This window comes from Streptomyces sp. NPDC127084 (genome assembly GCF_042724175.1).
In the GTDB taxonomy this organism is placed as follows: Bacteria; Actinomycetota; Actinomycetes; order Streptomycetales; family Streptomycetaceae; genus Streptomyces.
On record NZ_JBHXFA010000083.1, the window covers coordinates 13,021 to 29,598 of the forward strand.

Below are 16,578 nucleotides of genomic sequence, written 5' to 3' on the forward strand. Positions count from 1 at the left end.
AGCCCCGCGCGAGCCCGGCGCGCCGCCCCCCGATGGCGCCGCGCGCCCCCCCCCCCCCCCCCCGCCCGCGAGCCGCGCGGCGGGCCGCCCCCCCGCAACCGCGGCGGAGACCGTGCCCGCGAAGCAGGAGAAGGCGCGCAGCCTCTGGGGAGACGCCTGGCGGGACCTGCGGCGCAACCCGTACTTCCTGGTGTCGTCCGTTCTGATCTTCTTCCTGCTGCTGATCGCGGCCTTCCCGACCTGGTTCACCAGCGCCTCGCCCACGGCGGGCGATCTGGTGAACCACTACCTGGGCAAGCCCGAGCTGAGCAAGGTCGGCTCGGACGGCTGGCTGGGCTGGGACGGCCAGGGCCGTTCCGTGTACGCCCGTCTGATCCACGGCACTCGTGCCTCGATCATCGTCGGTGTCGCCGTCACCCTGATCGTCACGGTCGTCGGTGGCATCCTCGGCATGATCGCCGGCTACTTCGGCGGCATCGTCGACGCGGTGCTGTCCCGGCTCACCGACATCTTCTTCGGTATCCCGTTCCTGCTCGGCGCGATGGTCGTCCTCCAGTCCTTCACGGACCGCACCATCTGGGTGGTCGTCTTCGCCCTGGCGTTCCTCGGCTGGACCCAGATCACCCGCGTCATGCGCGGTGCGGTGATCACCGTCAAGGAGGCCGACTACGTCCACGCGGCCAAGGCCCTCGGCGCCGGTACGACGCGGATCCTGTTCCGGCACATCCTGCCGAACGCCATGGCTCCGGTGATCGTCGTCGCGACCATCGCGCTCGGTGCCTACATCTCGGCCGAGGCGACGCTGTCCTACCTGGGTCTGGGCCTCGCCTCGCCCATCGTCTCGTGGGGTGTCGACGTCTCCGCAGGTGTCTCCCAGATCCGTACGGCGCAGCACATCCTGCTGTTCCCCTCGATCATGCTGAGCCTCACCGTTCTGGCGTTCATCATGCTCGGCGAAGCCGTCCGCAACGCCCTCGACCCGAAGCTGCGCTGAGGAGGGCGTAAGTGACCACCATCGACGAGACCGCGCCCGTCCCCGCCCAGCGGGGCGCCGAGGACCATGAAGGTCCGCTGCTCGAAGTCCGTGACCTGCACGTGGAGTTCCACACCCGCGACGGCGTGGCCAAGGCAGTGAACGGCGTCAACTACTCGGTGAACGCCGGGGAGACGCTCGCCGTGCTGGGTGAGTCCGGCTCCGGCAAGTCCGTCACCGCGCAGGCCATCATGGGCATCCTCGACATGCCCCCCGGAAAGATCCCGCAGGGCGAGATCCTCTTCCGCGGCCAGGACATGCTCAAGATGTCCTTCGAGGAGCGCCGGCAGATCCGCGGCCGGAAGATCGCCATGATCTTCCAGGACGCTCTGTCGTCCCTCAACCCCGTGCTGACCGTCGGCTACCAGCTCGGCGAGATGTTCCGGGTGCACCAGGGCCTCTCCAAGAAGGAGGCCAAGGCCAAGGCCATCGAACTGATGGACAAGGTCAAGATCCCGGCCGCGGCGGCACGTGTCAGCGACTACCCGCACCAGTTCTCCGGCGGTATGCGCCAGCGCATCATGATCGCCATGGCGCTGGCGCTGGAGCCCGACCTGATCATCGCGGACGAGCCGACCACCGCGCTCGACGTGACCGTGCAGGCCCAGGTGATGGACCTGCTCGCGGAGCTCCAGCGCGAGTACAACATGGGTCTGATCCTGATCACCCACGACCTCGGTGTCGTCGCCGATGTCGCGGACAAGATCGCGGTGATGTACGCGGGCCGGATCGTGGAGACCGCGCCCGTACACGAGCTGTACGAGCGCCCGGCGCACCCGTACACCAGGGGACTGCTCGACTCGATCCCGCGCCTGGACCAGAAGGGCCAGGAGCTCTACGCGATCAAGGGGCTGCCGCCCAACCTGCTCCGCGTGCCGACCGGTTGCGCCTTCAACCCGCGCTGCCCGAAGGCCGAGGACATCTGCCGCACGGAGATCCCCGCTCTGCACCCGGTGAGCGAGCAGGACGGAACCGAGCTGCTCGGCCGCGGAAGCGCGTGCCACTTCTGGAAGGAGACGATCCATGGCTGAGACCAGCAAGAAGGATGAGGCCGTGGACGCGACCCCGAACGTCACCGAGGTCGAGGCGGTCGACGCGAGGAGCGAGGCCGAGGCCGTAGCGGCCATCGAGGCTCCGGTCGACCGCGGTGAGCCGATCCTCCAGGTGCGCAACCTGGTCAAGCACTTCCCGCTGACCCAGGGCATCCTCTTCAAGAAGCAGGTCGGCGCGGTCAAGGCCGTGGACGGGGTCTCCTTCGACCTCTACCAGGGCGAGACCCTCGGCATCGTGGGCGAGTCCGGCTGTGGCAAGTCCACGGTCGCCAAGCTGCTGATGTCGCTGGAGAGGGCGACGGCCGGCGAGGTCTTCTACAAGGGCCAGGACATCACCCGGCTGTCCGGCCGTGCGCTGAAGGCGGTCCGCCGGAACATCCAGATGGTGTTCCAGGACCCCTACACCTCGCTCAACCCGCGTATGACGGTCGGCGACATCATCGGCGAGCCCTTCGACATCCACCCCGAGGTGGCCCCGAAGGGCGACCGGCGCCGCAAGGTGCAGGAACTGCTCGACGTCGTCGGTCTGAACCCGGAGTACATCAACAGGTATCCGCACCAGTTCTCCGGCGGACAGCGCCAGCGCATCGGTATCGCCCGTGGTCTGGCGCTCAACCCGGAGATCATCATCTGCGACGAGCCCGTCTCGGCGCTCGATGTCTCGGTGCAGGCGCAGGTCATCAACCTGATGGAGAAGCTCCAGGACGAGTTCAACCTGTCCTATGTCTTCATCGCCCACGACCTGTCGATCGTCCGGCACATCTCCGACCGGGTCGGTGTGATGTACCTCGGCAAGATGGCCGAGATCGGCACTGACGTGCAGATCTACGACCACCCGACGCACCCCTACACCCAGGCGCTGCTGTCGGCCGTGCCGGTGCCCGACCCGCGGGCCCGTGAGGGTCGCGAGCGCATCATCCTCACCGGTGACGTGCCGTCCCCGGCGAACCCGCCGTCCGGCTGCCGCTTCCGCACCCGCTGCTGGAAGGCGCAGGACAAGTGCGCCACCGAGGTGCCGCTGCTGGCGATCCCCGAGCGCTTCCAGGGCTCGGACTCGCACGCCGCGCACGAGTCGGCGTGCCACTTCGCCGAGGAGAAGGACGTGGTGCACGCCTCCTGACGGTGGTCGTGATACCTGAGGGCGCCCTGGCCGTTGCGGCCGGGGCGCCTTTTCCTTTGCCGGTCTGACCCCGCGCCGCCGTCTGGTCGCCTCTCCGCTGTCCGACACTACCGCTGCGTGTAATGTCAGGTTTTGGGGTGATATTGGGGTCTACTTGTCTTCCTGGACCCCGAGGAGGACATCCCATGCGCCCAGCCGTGCAGGCCACATCCGCCACGCGGGCCGCCGTCGCGCTCGCCCTCGCGCTCGCCGCGGTGGGCTGCGGCGGCGGGGGTGGCAGCGGCGGTGCCGACGGGATCGTGAGCTCGTCGTGGGGCGATCCGCAGAATCCGCTGGAGCCGGCGAACACCAATGAGGTCCAGGGCGGAAAGGTCCTTGACCTGATCTTCCGGGGGCTCAAGCGCTACGACCCGAAGACCGGCGAGGCGCAGGACATGCTTGCCGAGAAGATCGACACCACGGACTCCACCACCTTCGCCATCACCGTCAAGGACGGCTGGACCTTCTCCAACGGAGAGCCCGTCACCGCGCAGTCCTTCGTGGACGCCTGGAACTACGGTGCCCATCTGAGGAACAACCAGCGCAACGCCTACTTCTTCGGCTACATCCAGGGCTACGACCAGGTCCACCCCGAATCCGGTGAACCCACCGCCGGGACCCTGTCGGGGCTCAAGGTCACCGGGCCGCGGACCTTCACCGTGACACTCAGCCAGAAGTTCTCCACCTGGCCCGAGACCCTCGGCTACGCCGCCTTCGCCCCGCTGCCGAAGAGCTTCTTCACCGACCACGATGCGTGGCTCGCCAAGCCCGTCGGGAACGGCCCGTACGCCGTCGACTCCTACGCCAAGGGCTCGCGGATGTCCCTGCGCCGCTGGGACGCCTACCCCGGCGACGACAAGGCCAGGAACGGCGGTGTGGACCTTGTGGTCTACACCGACAGCAACACCGCCTACACAGACCTGACGGCCGGGAACCTCGACCTCGTCGACGACATCCCCGCCTCGCAGCTCAAGCATGTGCGGGCCGACCTCGGCGACCGCTACATCAACACCCCCGCGGGCATCATCCAGACCCTGGCCTTCCCCTACTACGACCCGGCCTGGAACAAGCCCGGCCAGGAGAAGGTGCGCCAGGGCCTTTCCATGGCGATCAACCGCCAGCAGATCACAGACAAGATCTTCATGAAGACCCGTACCCCCGCCAGGGACTGGACCTCGCCCGTGCTCGGGCCCGACGGGGGCTACGACGACGCGCTCTGCGGCACGTACTGCACCTACGACCCGAGGCACGCCAAGCGACTGATCGCCGAGGGCGGCGGTATCCCCGGCGGCCGGCTGACGATCACGTACAACTCGGACAGCGGCTCGCACAAGGAGTGGGTCGACGCCGTGTGCCACTCCATCAACAACGCCCTCGGCAACGACCGGGCCTGCACCAGCAGCCCGGTCGGCACCTTCGCCGACTACCGCAACCAGATCAGCCAGTCCAAGCTGGTCGGCCCCTTCCGGGCCGGCTGGCAGATGGACTACCCGCTCATCCAGAACTTCCTCCAGCCGCTCTACTACACCAACGCCTCGTCCAACGACGGCAAGTGGACGAACGAGAAGTTCGACCGGCTGGTCGACCAGGCCAACGCCGAGACCGACCCCGCCAAGGCCATCGACACCTTCAAGCAGGCCGAGACCGTCGTACGCGACCAGATGGCCGCGATCCCGCTCTGGTACCAGAACGGCAGCGCCGGCTACTCGGACCGGATCAGCAATGTCCAGCTGAACCAGTTCAGCGTCCCGGTCTACAACGAGATCAAGGTGTCCGGCTGACGGCCTTGAACTGCCGCTGACCGCTGACCGCTGACACGCGGCCACGCGCCCGTGCGGTCACGGGGCCATCCGGCCCCGCACCGGCCGGACCCGCACCACCCCAGGGAGCCCTTGATGGGACGCTACGTAATCCGCCGCCTGCTCCAGATGATCCCTGTCTTCTTCGGAGCCACGCTGCTGATCTTCCTGATGGTGAACGTGATGGGCGACCCCATCGCCGGACTGTGCGGAGAGCGCCAGTGCGACCCGGCGACCGCCGCCCGACTGCGCACGGAATTCGGTCTCGATCAGCCCCTCTGGCAGCAGTACGCGACTTACATGGGCAATGTCTTCACCGGTGACTTCGGCACCGCCTTCAACGGGCAGCCCGTCACCGAGCTGATGGGCACCGCCTTCCCGGTCACCTTCAGGCTCACCCTCGTCGCGATCTTCTTCGAGATCGTCATCGGTATCACCCTGGGCGTGCTCACCGGGCTGCGGCGTGGACGGCCCGTCGACACCTCCGTGCTGCTGCTGACCCTGGTGGTCATCTCCGTCCCCACCTTCGTGACCGGCCTGCTGCTGCAGCTGCTGCTCGGTGTCGAGTGGGGATGGATCAGGCCCTCGGTCTCCTCCGAGGCACTGCTCGGCGAACTGATCGTCCCCGGACTGGTACTCGCCTCCGTATCCCTCGCGTACGTCACTCGGCTCACCCGGACCTCCATCGCCGAGAACCGGCGCGCCGACTACGTCCGTACCGCCATCGCCAAGGGGCTGCCGCGCCGCCGGGTGATCAGCCGCCATCTGCTGCGCAACTCGCTCATCCCGGTCGTCACCTTCATCGGCGCGGACATCGGGGCCCTGATGGGCGGGGCGATCGTCACCGAGCGCATCTTCAACATCCATGGCGTCGGCTACCAGCTCTATCAGGGCATCCTTCGCCAGAACACGCAGACCGTCGTCGGCTTCGTCACGGTGCTGGTGCTGGTGTTCCTGCTGGTGAACCTGCTGGTCGACCTGCTCTACGCCGTTCTCGACCCGAGGATCCGCTATGCCTGAGTCCCAGCCGTACGACAACGGGGGAGCCATCGCCCCCACCGGCGCCGGCGGTGCGATGGACCTCGCCACGAGCGAGGGCGTGACGCTGGAGACACGCCCGGCGGGCGGACTCGGGGCGGCGCCACCCGGCGGCCCCGCCGGCCGGCCACGGAGCCTGTGGTCCGACGCCTGGAGCGATCTGCGCCGCAACCCCGTTTTCGTCATCTCCGGCCTGGTCATCCTGTTCCTGGTGGTCATCTCCCTCTGGCCCGCGCTGATCGCCCCCGGCAACCCGCTGGACTGCGACCTCGCCAAAGCCCAGCAGGGCTCCCAGCCCGGGCACCCCTTCGGCTTCGACGGCCAGGGCTGCGATGTCTACACCAGGGTCGTCTACGGCGCCCGCACCTCGGTGGCCGTCGGGGTCTGCGCCACACTGGGCGTCGCCCTGCTCGGGTCCGTACTCGGCGGCCTCGCCGGGTACTTCGGCGGGATCGCGGACTCCCTGCTCTCCCGGCTCACCGACGTCTTCTTCGCCATCCCCGTCGTCCTGGGCGGCCTGGTCCTGCTCTCCGTCGTCACCAGCGACACGATCTGGCCGGTGATCGGCTTCATGGTGCTGCTCGGCTGGCCGCAGATCACCAGGATCGCCCGCGGCTCGGTGATCACCGTCAAGCAGAACGACTACGTCCAGGCCGCCCGCGCCCTCGGCGCGTCCCCGGCGCGGCTGCTGCTCCGCCATATCGCGCCCAACGCGGTGGCCCCGGTCATCGTCGTGGCCACCATCGCCCTCGGAACGTATGTCGCGCTGGAGGCGACGCTGTCCTACCTCGGCGTCGGCCTGCGCCCCCCCACCGTTTCCTGGGGCATCGAGATCTCCGCCGCGTCCCCGTACATCCGCAACGCCCCGCACATGCTGCTGTGGCCGGCCGGAGCACTCGCGATCACCGTGCTGGCGTTCATCATGCTCGGCGACGCGGTACGGGACGCGCTCGACCCCCGACTGCGCTGAGGAGCCCTGCCGCCATGCTGCTCGAAGTACGTGATCTGCACGTGGAGTTCCGTACCAGGGAGGGAGTCGCCAAGGCCGTCAACGGCGTCAGTTACGCCGTCGACGCGGGTGAGACCCTGGCCGTGCTCGGCGAGTCCGGCTCCGGGAAGTCCGTCACAGCCCAGGCAGTCATGGGCATCCTCGACACCCCGCCCGGCCGGATCACCGGTGGTGAGGTGCTGTTCCAGGGCCGGGACCTGCTGAAGCTCCGTGAGGACGAGCGGCGCGCCGTCCGGGGCGCCCGAATGGCGATGATCTTCCAGGACGCGCTCTCCGCCCTCAATCCCGTGCTGACCGTCGGTGAACAGCTCGGGGAGATGTTCACCGTGCACCGGGGCATGTCCAGGAGGGACGCCAGGACCCGGGCCGTGGAGCTGATGGACCGGGTCAGGATTCCGGCGGCCCGGGAACGCGTCGGCCAGTATCCGCACCAGTTCTCCGGCGGTATGCGCCAGCGCATCATGATCGCCATGGCGCTTGCGCTGGAGCCCGACCTGATCATCGCGGACGAGCCGACCACCGCGCTCGACGTGACCGTGCAGGCCCAGGTGATGGAGCTGCTCGCGGAGCTCCAGCGCGAGTACGGCATGGGTCTGATCCTGATCACCCACGACCTCGGTGTCGTCGCCGATGTCGCGGACCGGATCGCGGTGATGTACGCGGGCCGGATCGTGGAGACCGCGCCCGTCCGGGACCTCTACAAGGCACCCGCTCACCCCTACACCCGCGGCCTGCTGGACTCCATCCCGCGCCTGGACCGGAAGGGTCTGGAGCTGTACGCGATCAGGGGACTGCCGCCGAGTCTGGTGCACGTCCCGCCCGGCTGCGCGTTCCACCCCCGCTGCCCGATGGCCCGGGACGTGTGTCTGACGGACGAGCCTGAGCTGTTCGCCACGGACCGGCCGGACCGGTCGAGTGCCTGCTTCTTCTGGAGGGAGTGCCTCCATGGCTGAGCCGATCATCGAGGTGCGCGGTCTGCACAAGCACTACCCGCTCACCCGGGGCGTGCTCTTCAGGAAGCAGGTCGGGGAGGTGAAGGCCGTCGACGGCGTCGACGCCGACCTCTTCCCGGGCGAGACCCTCGGCATCGTGGGCGAGTCGGGCTGCGGCAAGTCGACCCTCGCGCGTCTGCTGGTCCATCTGGAGCGGCCGACGAGCGGGCAGATCCGCTACAAGGGCGAGGACATCACCAGGCTGTCGGGCCGGGCGCTCAAGGCCGTCCGGCGCCAGATCCAGATGGTGTTCCAGGACCCGTACACGTCGCTCAACCCGCGTATGACGGTCGGCGACATCATCGGGGAGCCGTACGAGATCCACCGGGAGGCCGCGCCCAAGGGCGACCGGCGCCGCCGGGTCCAGGAACTGCTGGAGGTCGTGGGACTCAACCCGGAGTACCTGAACCGGTATCCGCACCAGTTCTCAGGCGGCCAGCGCCAGCGGATCGGCATCGCCCGCGGGCTCGCGCTGCGGCCCGAGGTCATCGTGGCGGACGAACCGGTGTCGGCGCTGGACGTCTCCGTGCAGGCCCAGATCGTCAATCTGCTGGAGAAGCTCCAGGACGAGTTCGACCTGTCCTACGTCTTCATCGCCCACGACCTGTCGATCGTGCGTCATATCTCCGACCGGGTGGGTGTGATGTACCTGGGCCGCATCGTGGAACTCGGCCGGGACGAGGAGATCTACGAGCACCCGACGCATCCCTACACCCAGGCGCTGCTGTCGGCCGTCCCGGTGCCGGACCCCGAGGCACGTGACCGGCGCGGGCGGATCATCCTTTCAGGTGATGTTCCCTCCCCGGCGAACGTCCCCTCCGGTTGCCGGTTCCGTACCCGCTGCTGGAAGGCGCGGGAGCGGTGTGCCGTGGAGGTGCCCGAGTTGGCGGTGCCCGAGGAGTTCCGGCGTGCCGATGGGCCCGCGAGTCATGACTCGGCCTGCCACTTCGCCGCCGAACGGCAGTTGGTGCCGGGGCCGGGGCCGGGCGAGGCTGACCCCGCCCGGCCGGACACTGCTTGAAGAGACTCGGAGGAGGCTTCGGCATTCCTTTAGGTTAGGCTGCCCTAACCTATATTGTCGGGGCGGGGAGGAGAGCACGGTGGGGCATGGCTGGGAGGGCGTCGTCCTCAAGCTGATGCGGGGCAAGGACTTCACGTTCACCGTGACCGGCGCCGAACAGGTCACCGAGCGGTACCGCAGACTGCGCCTGAGCGACGGCGGCATGCTGGAGGCGACCGGGGTGCACCCCACGATGTGGGTGCGGCTCTGGTTCGAGAACGAGGGCAAGCCGCACCAGCGCGCCTACACGCTGGTGGACCCGGATCCGGCCGTCGGGACGTTCAGCCTCGAGTTCGCCCTGCATGACGGCCGCGCGAGCGACTGGGCCTGCGCCGCCAAGCTCGGTGACACCATCGAAGCCACTGTGCAGGGCACCGGCTTCACCGTGCCCGACCCGCTGCCGCCCCGGATGTTCGTGATCGGTGATCCCGCCTCGCTTCCCGCGGTCAACTCGCTGCTCGACGCCATGCCGGACACCCCCGCCACCATCTGGTTCGAGACCCCGCACCCGTCCGACGCCGACCTGCCGATACGTATCGACGCGGAGCGCCACGACCTGCGCACGGTGCCGCGCCGGGACGCCGGGGCGCACCTGGCGGCCGAGGTGCGGGCCGCGCTGCCCGGACTGCTCGGTGACGACCCGGCCAAGGCCTTCCTCTGGATCGCCTGCGACGCCGCGACGACCCGCGGCCTCACTTCGTACCTGCGCAAGGAACTCGGCATCCCCAAGGACCGGGTGAACGCCCTCGGCTACTGGCGAACCGTCTGATCCCCTGCGTACGAGCGCGCTTGGCGGCCGGCGCGTTAACAACCGGGCAATGCCGCCGAAGCGCATCCGATATACGGACGCGGCACGCTGAACTCCGTACGGCCGTGCGGGTGCCGTTGACCGGCCGGGGAGACATGAGTCCCCCGGCCGGTCGCTTCCCGCCCGCCGTCAGGCTCGCTCCCCCAGGGACCGCTTCAGGAAGTCCACCTGAAGCAGCAGCAGGTTCTCCGCGACTTCCTCCTGCGGCGTCATATGGGTGACCCCGCTGAGCGGCAGCACCTCGTGGGGACGGCCCGCCGCCAGCAGCGCCGACGACAGGCGCAGGGTGTGCGCCGCCACCACGTTGTCGTCCGCCAGGCCGTGGATCACCATCAGCGGCCGTGCCGGGTCCGCCGCACCGCTCAGACCCTCGTCCGTGACCAGGGAGTTCCCGGCGTACACCGAGGGCTGCTCGTCAGGAAGACCCAGATGCCGCTCGGTGTAGTGGGTGTCATAGAGCCGCCAGTCGGTCACCGGAGCGCCCGCCACACCCGCGTGGAACACATCCGGCCGGCGCAGCACGGCCAGCGCCGCCAGATAGCCGCCGTACGACCAGCCGCGGATCGCGACCCGGCCCAGATCCAGCGGATACCGCTCGGCGAGCGCGTGCAGCGCCTCGATCTGGTCGTCCAGCGTGAGGGTGAAGTCGTGCTTGATCGCCTTCTCCCAGGCGGGGGAGCGGCCCGGGGTGCCCCGGCCGTCCGCGACGATCACCGCGAAACCCTGATCGGCGAACCACTGGGAGGTGAGGTGCGCGTTGTGCGCGGCAACCACACGCTGTCCATGGGGTCCCCCATACGGGTCCATCAGAACCGGGAGCGGACCGTCCGATTCCCGCCACTCCGACGGGAGGAGCACGGCGCACGGGATACGCCGCGTGCCCCCTTCCGTGAGCTCCATGCGCGGGGACAGCACCGGCCGCTGCGCGTACGAGGCGATCACGGCGAGCGGCTTGCCGTCCTTCACCACCCGTACCGTCGCGCCGCTCGATTCCGGCCGGGCGGACGCGAGCACGGTCACGCCACCGGAACGCACCGCCGAATGCACCCCGGTGCCCTCGGAGACGCGTTCCGCGCCGCTCTCGCCGACCCGGTACACATGGATCTCACCGATCTCGGGTTCCGTCGCCTCCGCGCCGGCGGAGGCCGACACCAGGATGTCCCGCTCCCCGATGTCCAGCACCGCCCGCACATGCAACCGGGGTCCGGTCAGCGACCGGTCGCCTACCGCGAGCACCCGGGCGCCGTCCTCGTCGGCGATCCGCACCAGCCGCCCGTCCGGAGACCAGGCGGGCACCCCGTCGCGGAGTTCGAGCCACCCGGGGTCCTCGTCCACCCGGACCGTGCGGGTCGCGCCGGTGGCGGTGTCCACGGTGAGATACGCCGCGGCGCACTGCCTCCGCTCCTGCACCAGCAGCAGCGGGGCACCGCTCGCCGACCAGTGCACCCGGGCCAGATACGGGTACCGCGCCCGGTCCCATTCCACCTCGGTACGCGTCCCGTCGAGACCGAGCAGGAACAGCCGTACATCCGCGTTGGCCGTCCCCGCCGCGGGGTAGGCGGCCTGTGCGGGCTCCCGCTCCGGCCGCGCCGGATCGGCGATCCACCAGCGTTGTACGGGGGACTCGTCGACCCGTGCCACCAGCAGCCGGTCGCTCCCGGGCGACCACCAGAACCCACGGGAGCGCCCCATCTCCTCGGCCGCGATGAACTCCGCGGCACCGTAGGAGACCTCGTCGTCCTCCGGCTCGGCCAGCGCACGGTCCCCCTCGCCGTCCGCGCCGATCACCCGGAGCGCCCCCCGCGCCGCGTAGGCGACCAACCGCCCGTCCGGCGACGGCCGCGGATCGATCACCGGCCCGGTCGCGGGCAGTTCGCGGGCCGTGCCCGCCCGCAGCTCCGCCGTGAACAGCCGCCCGGACAGCGCGAACGCGGCCAACTCCACCGCACGGTCGACGGCGTACGAGACGATCCCCCCGGAGCCCTCACGGCTGCGCTCCCGTCGCGCCCGCTCCTCTGCGGACAACTCCTCGGCAGCGCCGTCCAGCAGCACGTCAGGGTCAGCCGCCAGCCGCTCGGCGGCAGGGTCGGCACCGCCCTCCGGGCCGGCGGTGCCGGGAGTGTCCGCGAGGTCCAGCACCCACAGCCGGTTGGCCGTTTCCGTCCCCGAGAGGGAGCGCAGGAAGACCACCCGAGAGCCGTCCGGCGCCACCGTGAACGCTCGGGGCGCGCCGAGTCCGAAGCGCTGGGTCCTGGCGTACTGGCGCGGGAAACCGGGCGGAGCGGAAGGGGTTGCGGGGGTGAGGGAGCGCTGCTGCCTGGAGGTCATATGGCCGAATCTAATGCCGTGCGCCCCCACGTGCTGCCGTGCACCGATCGATGCGTGCCTATGGATAGTTATGATCCCTAGCGCGAGGTGGGTATGACTCCTCCGGCACATGCGATCTGCCCTTTACCGGCCGAATATCTGTGGAGGTGAACCGCCGTGGCACTCTCGATTTCGGCGGTGGTGCTGCTGGCGATCATCGTCTTCCTGCTGGTCAGGAAATCTGGTCTGAAGGCGGGGCACGCGGCGGTCTGCATGCTGCTCGGGTTCTACCTCGCGAGCTCGTCCATCGCGCCCACGATCAGCCAGCTGACCACGAACGTCGCGGGGATGATCGGCGGCCTCAAGTTCTAGGGCCGGGCACGGCACCGGGCCCAGTCCGGGCAGGTCCAGGGTCCGGTCGCGGGGCCTCGTAGGCTGGGGGCATGACGGAGCTCCCAGCCCGTCGTCTGCTGCTGGTGCACGCGCACCCGGACGACGAGTCGATCAACAACGGTGCCACGATGGCGCGGTACGCCGCCGAAGGCGCCCAGGTCACCCTGGTGACCTGCACCCTCGGTGAGGAGGGCGAGGTCATCCCGCCCGCGCTCATCCGGCTGACCGCCGACCGGGAGGACACGCTCGGCGCGCACCGGATCGGGGAACTGGCCGCGGCCATGGCCGAGCTGGGTGTCACCGACCACCGCTTCCTCGGCGGCCCGGGGCGCTTCCGCGACTCCGGGATGATGGGCCTGCCGCAGAACCGGCGCGACGGCGCCTTCTGGAGCGCGGCCGTGGACGACGCCGCTTACCACCTCGTCGAGGTGATCCGTTCGGTACGGCCGCAGGTCCTCGTCACCTACGACCCGGAGGGCGGCTACGGCCACCCCGACCACATCCAGGCACACCGGGTCGCGATGCGGGCCACCGACCTCGCTGCCGACCCCGCCTTCCGGCCGGACCTGGGCGAGCCGCACTCCATCGCCAAGATCTACTGGAACAGGGTGCCGAAGTCCCTCGCCGAAGACGGCTTCGCCGCACTGCGCGCCGCCGGGACCCCAGGCGCGGTTCCCGGGATCTCCGGCATCGCGAGCCTGGCGGACGTTCCCGGTGTCGTGGACGACGCGTGGATCACCGCCGAGATCGACGGCAGTGCGTACGCCGACCGCAAGGCCGCCGCGATGCGCGCGCATGCGACCCAGATCGTGGTGGACGGTCCGTTTTTCGCACTTTCGAATGGACTTGGCCAGCCGCTGTTCACCACCGAGTGCTACGAGTTGGCGCGCGGCACATCCGGCGCCCGCGCGGGCGAGCGTGAGTACGACCTGTTCGAGGGGGTGGCCCTGTGACGGAGCCGCAGGATCCGAAGAGGCCGGCGAGGCCGAAGGCGTCGAGCGAGCCGCGTGAGTCGCGCGGGCCGGGCGAGCCGCGGCCGCAGCGTCAGCAGCACCGGTCGGCTCAGCCGAACGAGCTATCCCAGTCCGGATCCTGGCCGGGCCAGTCGCTGAAACCCGGACGAATCGCGGGATATGTCGTGCTGCTGGTTCTCGGCTTCGTGGTGGGGGCGGCCGGTTCACTGGTCCAAGCCGCCTGGTTCCCGGCCGGGTTGCTGCTCGCGCTCGCCGGCAGCGCGGGGCTGTTCTACGGGGGCGTGCGCGCCGTCGCGACGCAGTTCGGGGCGCTGGTGCCGGCGGCCGGCTGGATCGTGGCGGTGCTGCTGCTGAGTGCCGGGCGGCCGGAAGGCGACGGCCTCTTCGTGGGCGGGCTCGGCGAGATGCTGTTCCTGCTGGGAGGGGTGGCGCTGGCTGTGATCTGTGCCACCATGTCGCGGGCGTGGTCATCGGGCGGACGAACCGGCTCACTTGGCGCGTGAGGTGTCCTTCTCGGGCCGAAATGACCGCTGTGGGTGGGTGGCGGCCGGCGGTGCGCGCACCGCGCCGCTCCCCTGTCCACAGGTGCCTGCCGACGGCGGCCAGTATGGTGGTGCGCGCTGCCGAGTCGCCCGAAGCAGTAGTGCCAGTAGGAAACGGGCGGCGGAGCCGATCGGGAGAACCTGCTTTGAGTCGTGAAACTGACAGTTCGTCCTCCGGCCCCCAGGGGGGCGGCGGAGCCGCGTACCCCTCCGCTACACCGCCGTACGGATCGCGCCAGTATCCGTCGCTGCACCCCGCGCAGGACGCCACGGATGAGGGCGCCGAATCCGCTCCGAAGCCGGATGAGCCCAGGACCGAGACCACGCTGACCACGCGTATCCGGATCAACATTCCGGGCTCGCGGCCGATCCCGCCGGTCGTCATGCGTACGCCGATGAGTGATCTGGACGCACGCCGCGCGGCGGACGGTGCGAACGGCACCGAGGGCGGAAAGAGCGCGAGCGGTGCCAAGAGCACGCCGGGTCCGGTGAGTGCGCTCGGTTCGCTGGATACACCGGGAACGCTGGGAGGCGGGGGCGAGCGGCTGGCCGAGCGCACCGGCAGCACCCCGCGGCCCGCGGCGGTCGGCGAGGTGCCGGGGGCGTCCGCACCCGTCCGGCCGCGCGACGCGTCCCCCGCCGAGGAAGAGAGTCCGGCCCGGACGCCGGTGGACAGGCCGGCCGAGCAGAAGACGAGCGACTGGTTCGCGCCGCGCAAGCCGCCTGCCCAGCCCTCCGTTCCCGCCCAGGCCGCGCCTGCCGCCCCGGCTGCTGCGGGGGTCCCGGCCGGGCCCACCGCGCCTCAGCCGGGCGGCGTTCGCCCGCAGGGCGCGCCGGGAGCTGCCGCGCCCGCTGGTCCTGCCCGGGCCGGTGGTCCCGCGGGGCCCACGACCGGGCCTGCCACCGGAACCTCGCCCTTCGCCAAGGGAGCCGCAAGGCCGTCAGGGGCACCAGGTGCACCCGCGGCGCCGGGAATCCCGGGCGCCACGGGCGGCGGTGCCGGTCGTGCCCCGCGGCTGGGCGACGACACTGCCGTGCTGACCCCGCAGTCGCCGTCCGACACCGGCCCCACCGCCATGCCAGGACCGTCCACCCCCGCGGGCAATGTCTCCGGTGACACGCTGACCAGCGGTATCCCCGTGGTCCCGGCCCAGCAGCGCTCGCCGTTCGCGCCGCCGGTCTCTGCGGCTCCCGCGAGTCCCGTGGCGCCTGTGGGCGGCCCGGATGTGAGCCCCTGGCCCTCGTCCGGTCCCGTGCCCGGCTCCGGCCCCGGGGCGGACTTCGACGCACGGGACCACGCCCTGCGGGACTTCCCCGGCCCGTCCGGACCCCCGTCGCCGGCGCCAGGTGACGCTCCGGCTCCGGCCGCGGCGCCGCGCCCCGCGAGGCCGGCGAAGAAGGGGCGGTCCAAGGCCGTACTCGCGGGTGCGGGCGTGTTCGGCGTGCTGGCCGTCGCCTATGGCGCCGGACTGCTGCTCGACCAGTCCGATGTGCCCAAGGGCACCACGGTCCTGGGCATCGACATCGGCGGCGGCACCAAGGAGGAGGCAGTCGCCAAGCTGGACGCCGCCCTTGGCGACCGGGTCACCACCCCGCTGGAGCTCGCGGTGGGCGGCAAGAAGGAGAAGCTCGCCCCGGACAAGGCGGGACTCGCCCTCGACAGCCAGGCGACCGTGCGCGCCGCGGCGGGCACCGACTACAACCCGGTATCCGTCATCGGTTCCCTGTTCGACGCCGAGCGGGTCGCCCAGCCCGTCTTCCCCGTGGACGAGGAGAAGCTCCAAGTCGCGCTCTCGGACCTGGCGATCGCCTCAGGATCCGCCACCGATGGCACGATCAGGTTCGAGCCGAACAAGGCCGTCGCCGTACCCGGCAAGGCGGGTGCGTCGCTGGACGTGGGCAAGTCGATGATCTCGGTGAAGGACGCCTACCGCGCCCAGGTCGAGACGGGCCGGCCCAATCTGGTCGAGTTGCCCGTCGGCACCAGCCAGCCCACCATCGACCAGACCGAACTGGACCGGGCGATGAACGAGTTCGCCAAGCCCGCCATGTCCGGACTCATCACGATCCAGGCGGGCGGCAAGCAGATCCAGTTCGGCCCCGCCCGCTCGCTGCCGAAGATCCTTTCGATGAAGCCCGTCAACGGCCGTCTCGTCGAGGTCTACGACAAGAAGGCGATCACCGAGCTGCTGGACGGCGTCTTCGACGGCATCACGGTCACCAAGCGCGACGGCAAGGAGCGCCCGGTGTCCGCCGATGACGTCGCATACGCGATGCAGAAGGCGCTGCTGGGGAAGACGCCCGAAGAGCGCACCCAGGAGATTCCGCTCAAGTGAGTGTCCGGGTGGCGTGCGTGTCCCGCCCGCGCCTTAAGTCCCCCCGGCCTTACGCCACGCCCCCCCGCCCAGTCGA

14 protein-coding genes are annotated in these 16,578 nt (G+C 70.1%); 13 read left to right on the forward strand and 1 reads right to left on the reverse strand.

Annotation, left to right across the window (positions count from 1 at the left end):
- Positions 1–112 precede the first annotated feature (112 nt).
- The 9 genes from ACFWI9_RS19975 (at position 113) to ACFWI9_RS20015 (ending at position 9,911) form a co-directional block, all read left to right on the forward strand.
- Positions 113–994, forward strand: coding sequence for an ABC transporter permease (locus tag ACFWI9_RS19975; RefSeq protein WP_387163749.1), 882 nt, complete (start codon positions 113–115; stop codon positions 992–994).
- Between the two features lie 11 nt (positions 995–1,005).
- Complete coding sequence (locus ACFWI9_RS19980; RefSeq protein ID WP_387163751.1) at positions 1,006–2,064, forward strand: ABC transporter ATP-binding protein; 1,059 nt, start codon at positions 1,006–1,008, stop codon at positions 2,062–2,064.
- Entirely contained in the window at positions 2,057–3,205 is a 1,149-nt protein-coding gene (locus ACFWI9_RS19985; protein WP_387163753.1) for an ABC transporter ATP-binding protein, read from the forward strand. Before ACFWI9_RS19980 ends, ACFWI9_RS19985 begins: the two co-directional genes overlap by 8 nt.
- A 185-nt stretch (positions 3,206–3,390) precedes the next feature.
- A complete protein-coding gene (locus tag ACFWI9_RS19990) occupies positions 3,391–5,025 on the forward strand; it encodes an ABC transporter substrate-binding protein (RefSeq protein ID WP_387163755.1) in 1,635 nt (544 codons plus the stop codon).
- 114 nt (positions 5,026–5,139) lie between these two features.
- Positions 5,140–6,063, forward strand: coding sequence for an ABC transporter permease (locus ACFWI9_RS19995; protein WP_387163757.1), 924 nt, complete (start codon positions 5,140–5,142; stop codon positions 6,061–6,063).
- Entirely contained in the window at positions 6,056–7,051 is a 996-nt protein-coding gene (locus ACFWI9_RS20000) for an ABC transporter permease (protein ID WP_387163758.1), read from the forward strand. Before ACFWI9_RS19995 ends, ACFWI9_RS20000 begins: the two co-directional genes overlap by 8 nt.
- A gap of 14 nt (positions 7,052–7,065) precedes the next feature.
- On the forward strand, positions 7,066–8,043 hold the full coding sequence (locus ACFWI9_RS20005; RefSeq protein WP_387163759.1) for an ABC transporter ATP-binding protein: 978 nt from the start codon (positions 7,066–7,068) through the stop codon (positions 8,041–8,043).
- Positions 8,036–9,103 (forward strand): ABC transporter ATP-binding protein, encoded by a 1,068-nt coding sequence (locus ACFWI9_RS20010; RefSeq protein WP_387163761.1) that lies wholly within the window; start codon positions 8,036–8,038, stop codon positions 9,101–9,103. Before ACFWI9_RS20005 ends, ACFWI9_RS20010 begins: the two co-directional genes overlap by 8 nt.
- A gap of 79 nt (positions 9,104–9,182) precedes the next feature.
- The gene (locus ACFWI9_RS20015; RefSeq protein ID WP_387163763.1) at positions 9,183–9,911 is read left to right on the forward strand and encodes a siderophore-interacting protein; all 729 of its coding nucleotides are present in this window, start codon (positions 9,183–9,185) and stop codon (positions 9,909–9,911) included.
- 168 nt (positions 9,912–10,079) lie between these two features.
- Here the strand turns inward: ACFWI9_RS20015 and ACFWI9_RS20020 are convergent, their stop codons facing one another.
- Positions 10,080–12,278 (reverse strand): alpha/beta fold hydrolase, encoded by a 2,199-nt coding sequence (locus tag ACFWI9_RS20020; protein ID WP_387163765.1) that lies wholly within the window; start codon positions 12,276–12,278, stop codon positions 10,080–10,082.
- 156 nt (positions 12,279–12,434) lie between these two features.
- Here ACFWI9_RS20020 and ACFWI9_RS20025 point away from each other — a divergent pair, with 156 nt between their 5' ends.
- From ACFWI9_RS20025 to ACFWI9_RS20040, 4 genes are all read left to right on the forward strand, one after another.
- Entirely contained in the window at positions 12,435–12,629 is a 195-nt protein-coding gene (locus ACFWI9_RS20025) for a hypothetical protein (protein WP_338672758.1), read from the forward strand.
- 71 nt (positions 12,630–12,700) lie between these two features.
- Positions 12,701–13,603, forward strand: a complete 903-nt coding sequence (gene mshB / locus ACFWI9_RS20030) for an N-acetyl-1-D-myo-inositol-2-amino-2-deoxy-alpha-D-glucopyranoside deacetylase (RefSeq protein ID WP_387163768.1) — start codon at positions 12,701–12,703, stop codon at positions 13,601–13,603.
- Positions 13,600–14,127: a DUF6113 family protein gene (locus ACFWI9_RS20035; RefSeq protein ID WP_387163770.1), complete on the forward strand. Its 528-nt coding sequence runs from the start codon at positions 13,600–13,602 to the stop codon at positions 14,125–14,127. Before mshB ends, ACFWI9_RS20035 begins: the two co-directional genes overlap by 4 nt.
- A 185-nt stretch (positions 14,128–14,312) precedes the next feature.
- Complete coding sequence (locus ACFWI9_RS20040) at positions 14,313–16,502, forward strand: hypothetical protein (protein WP_387163772.1); 2,190 nt, start codon at positions 14,313–14,315, stop codon at positions 16,500–16,502.
- Positions 16,503–16,578 lie beyond the last annotated feature (76 nt).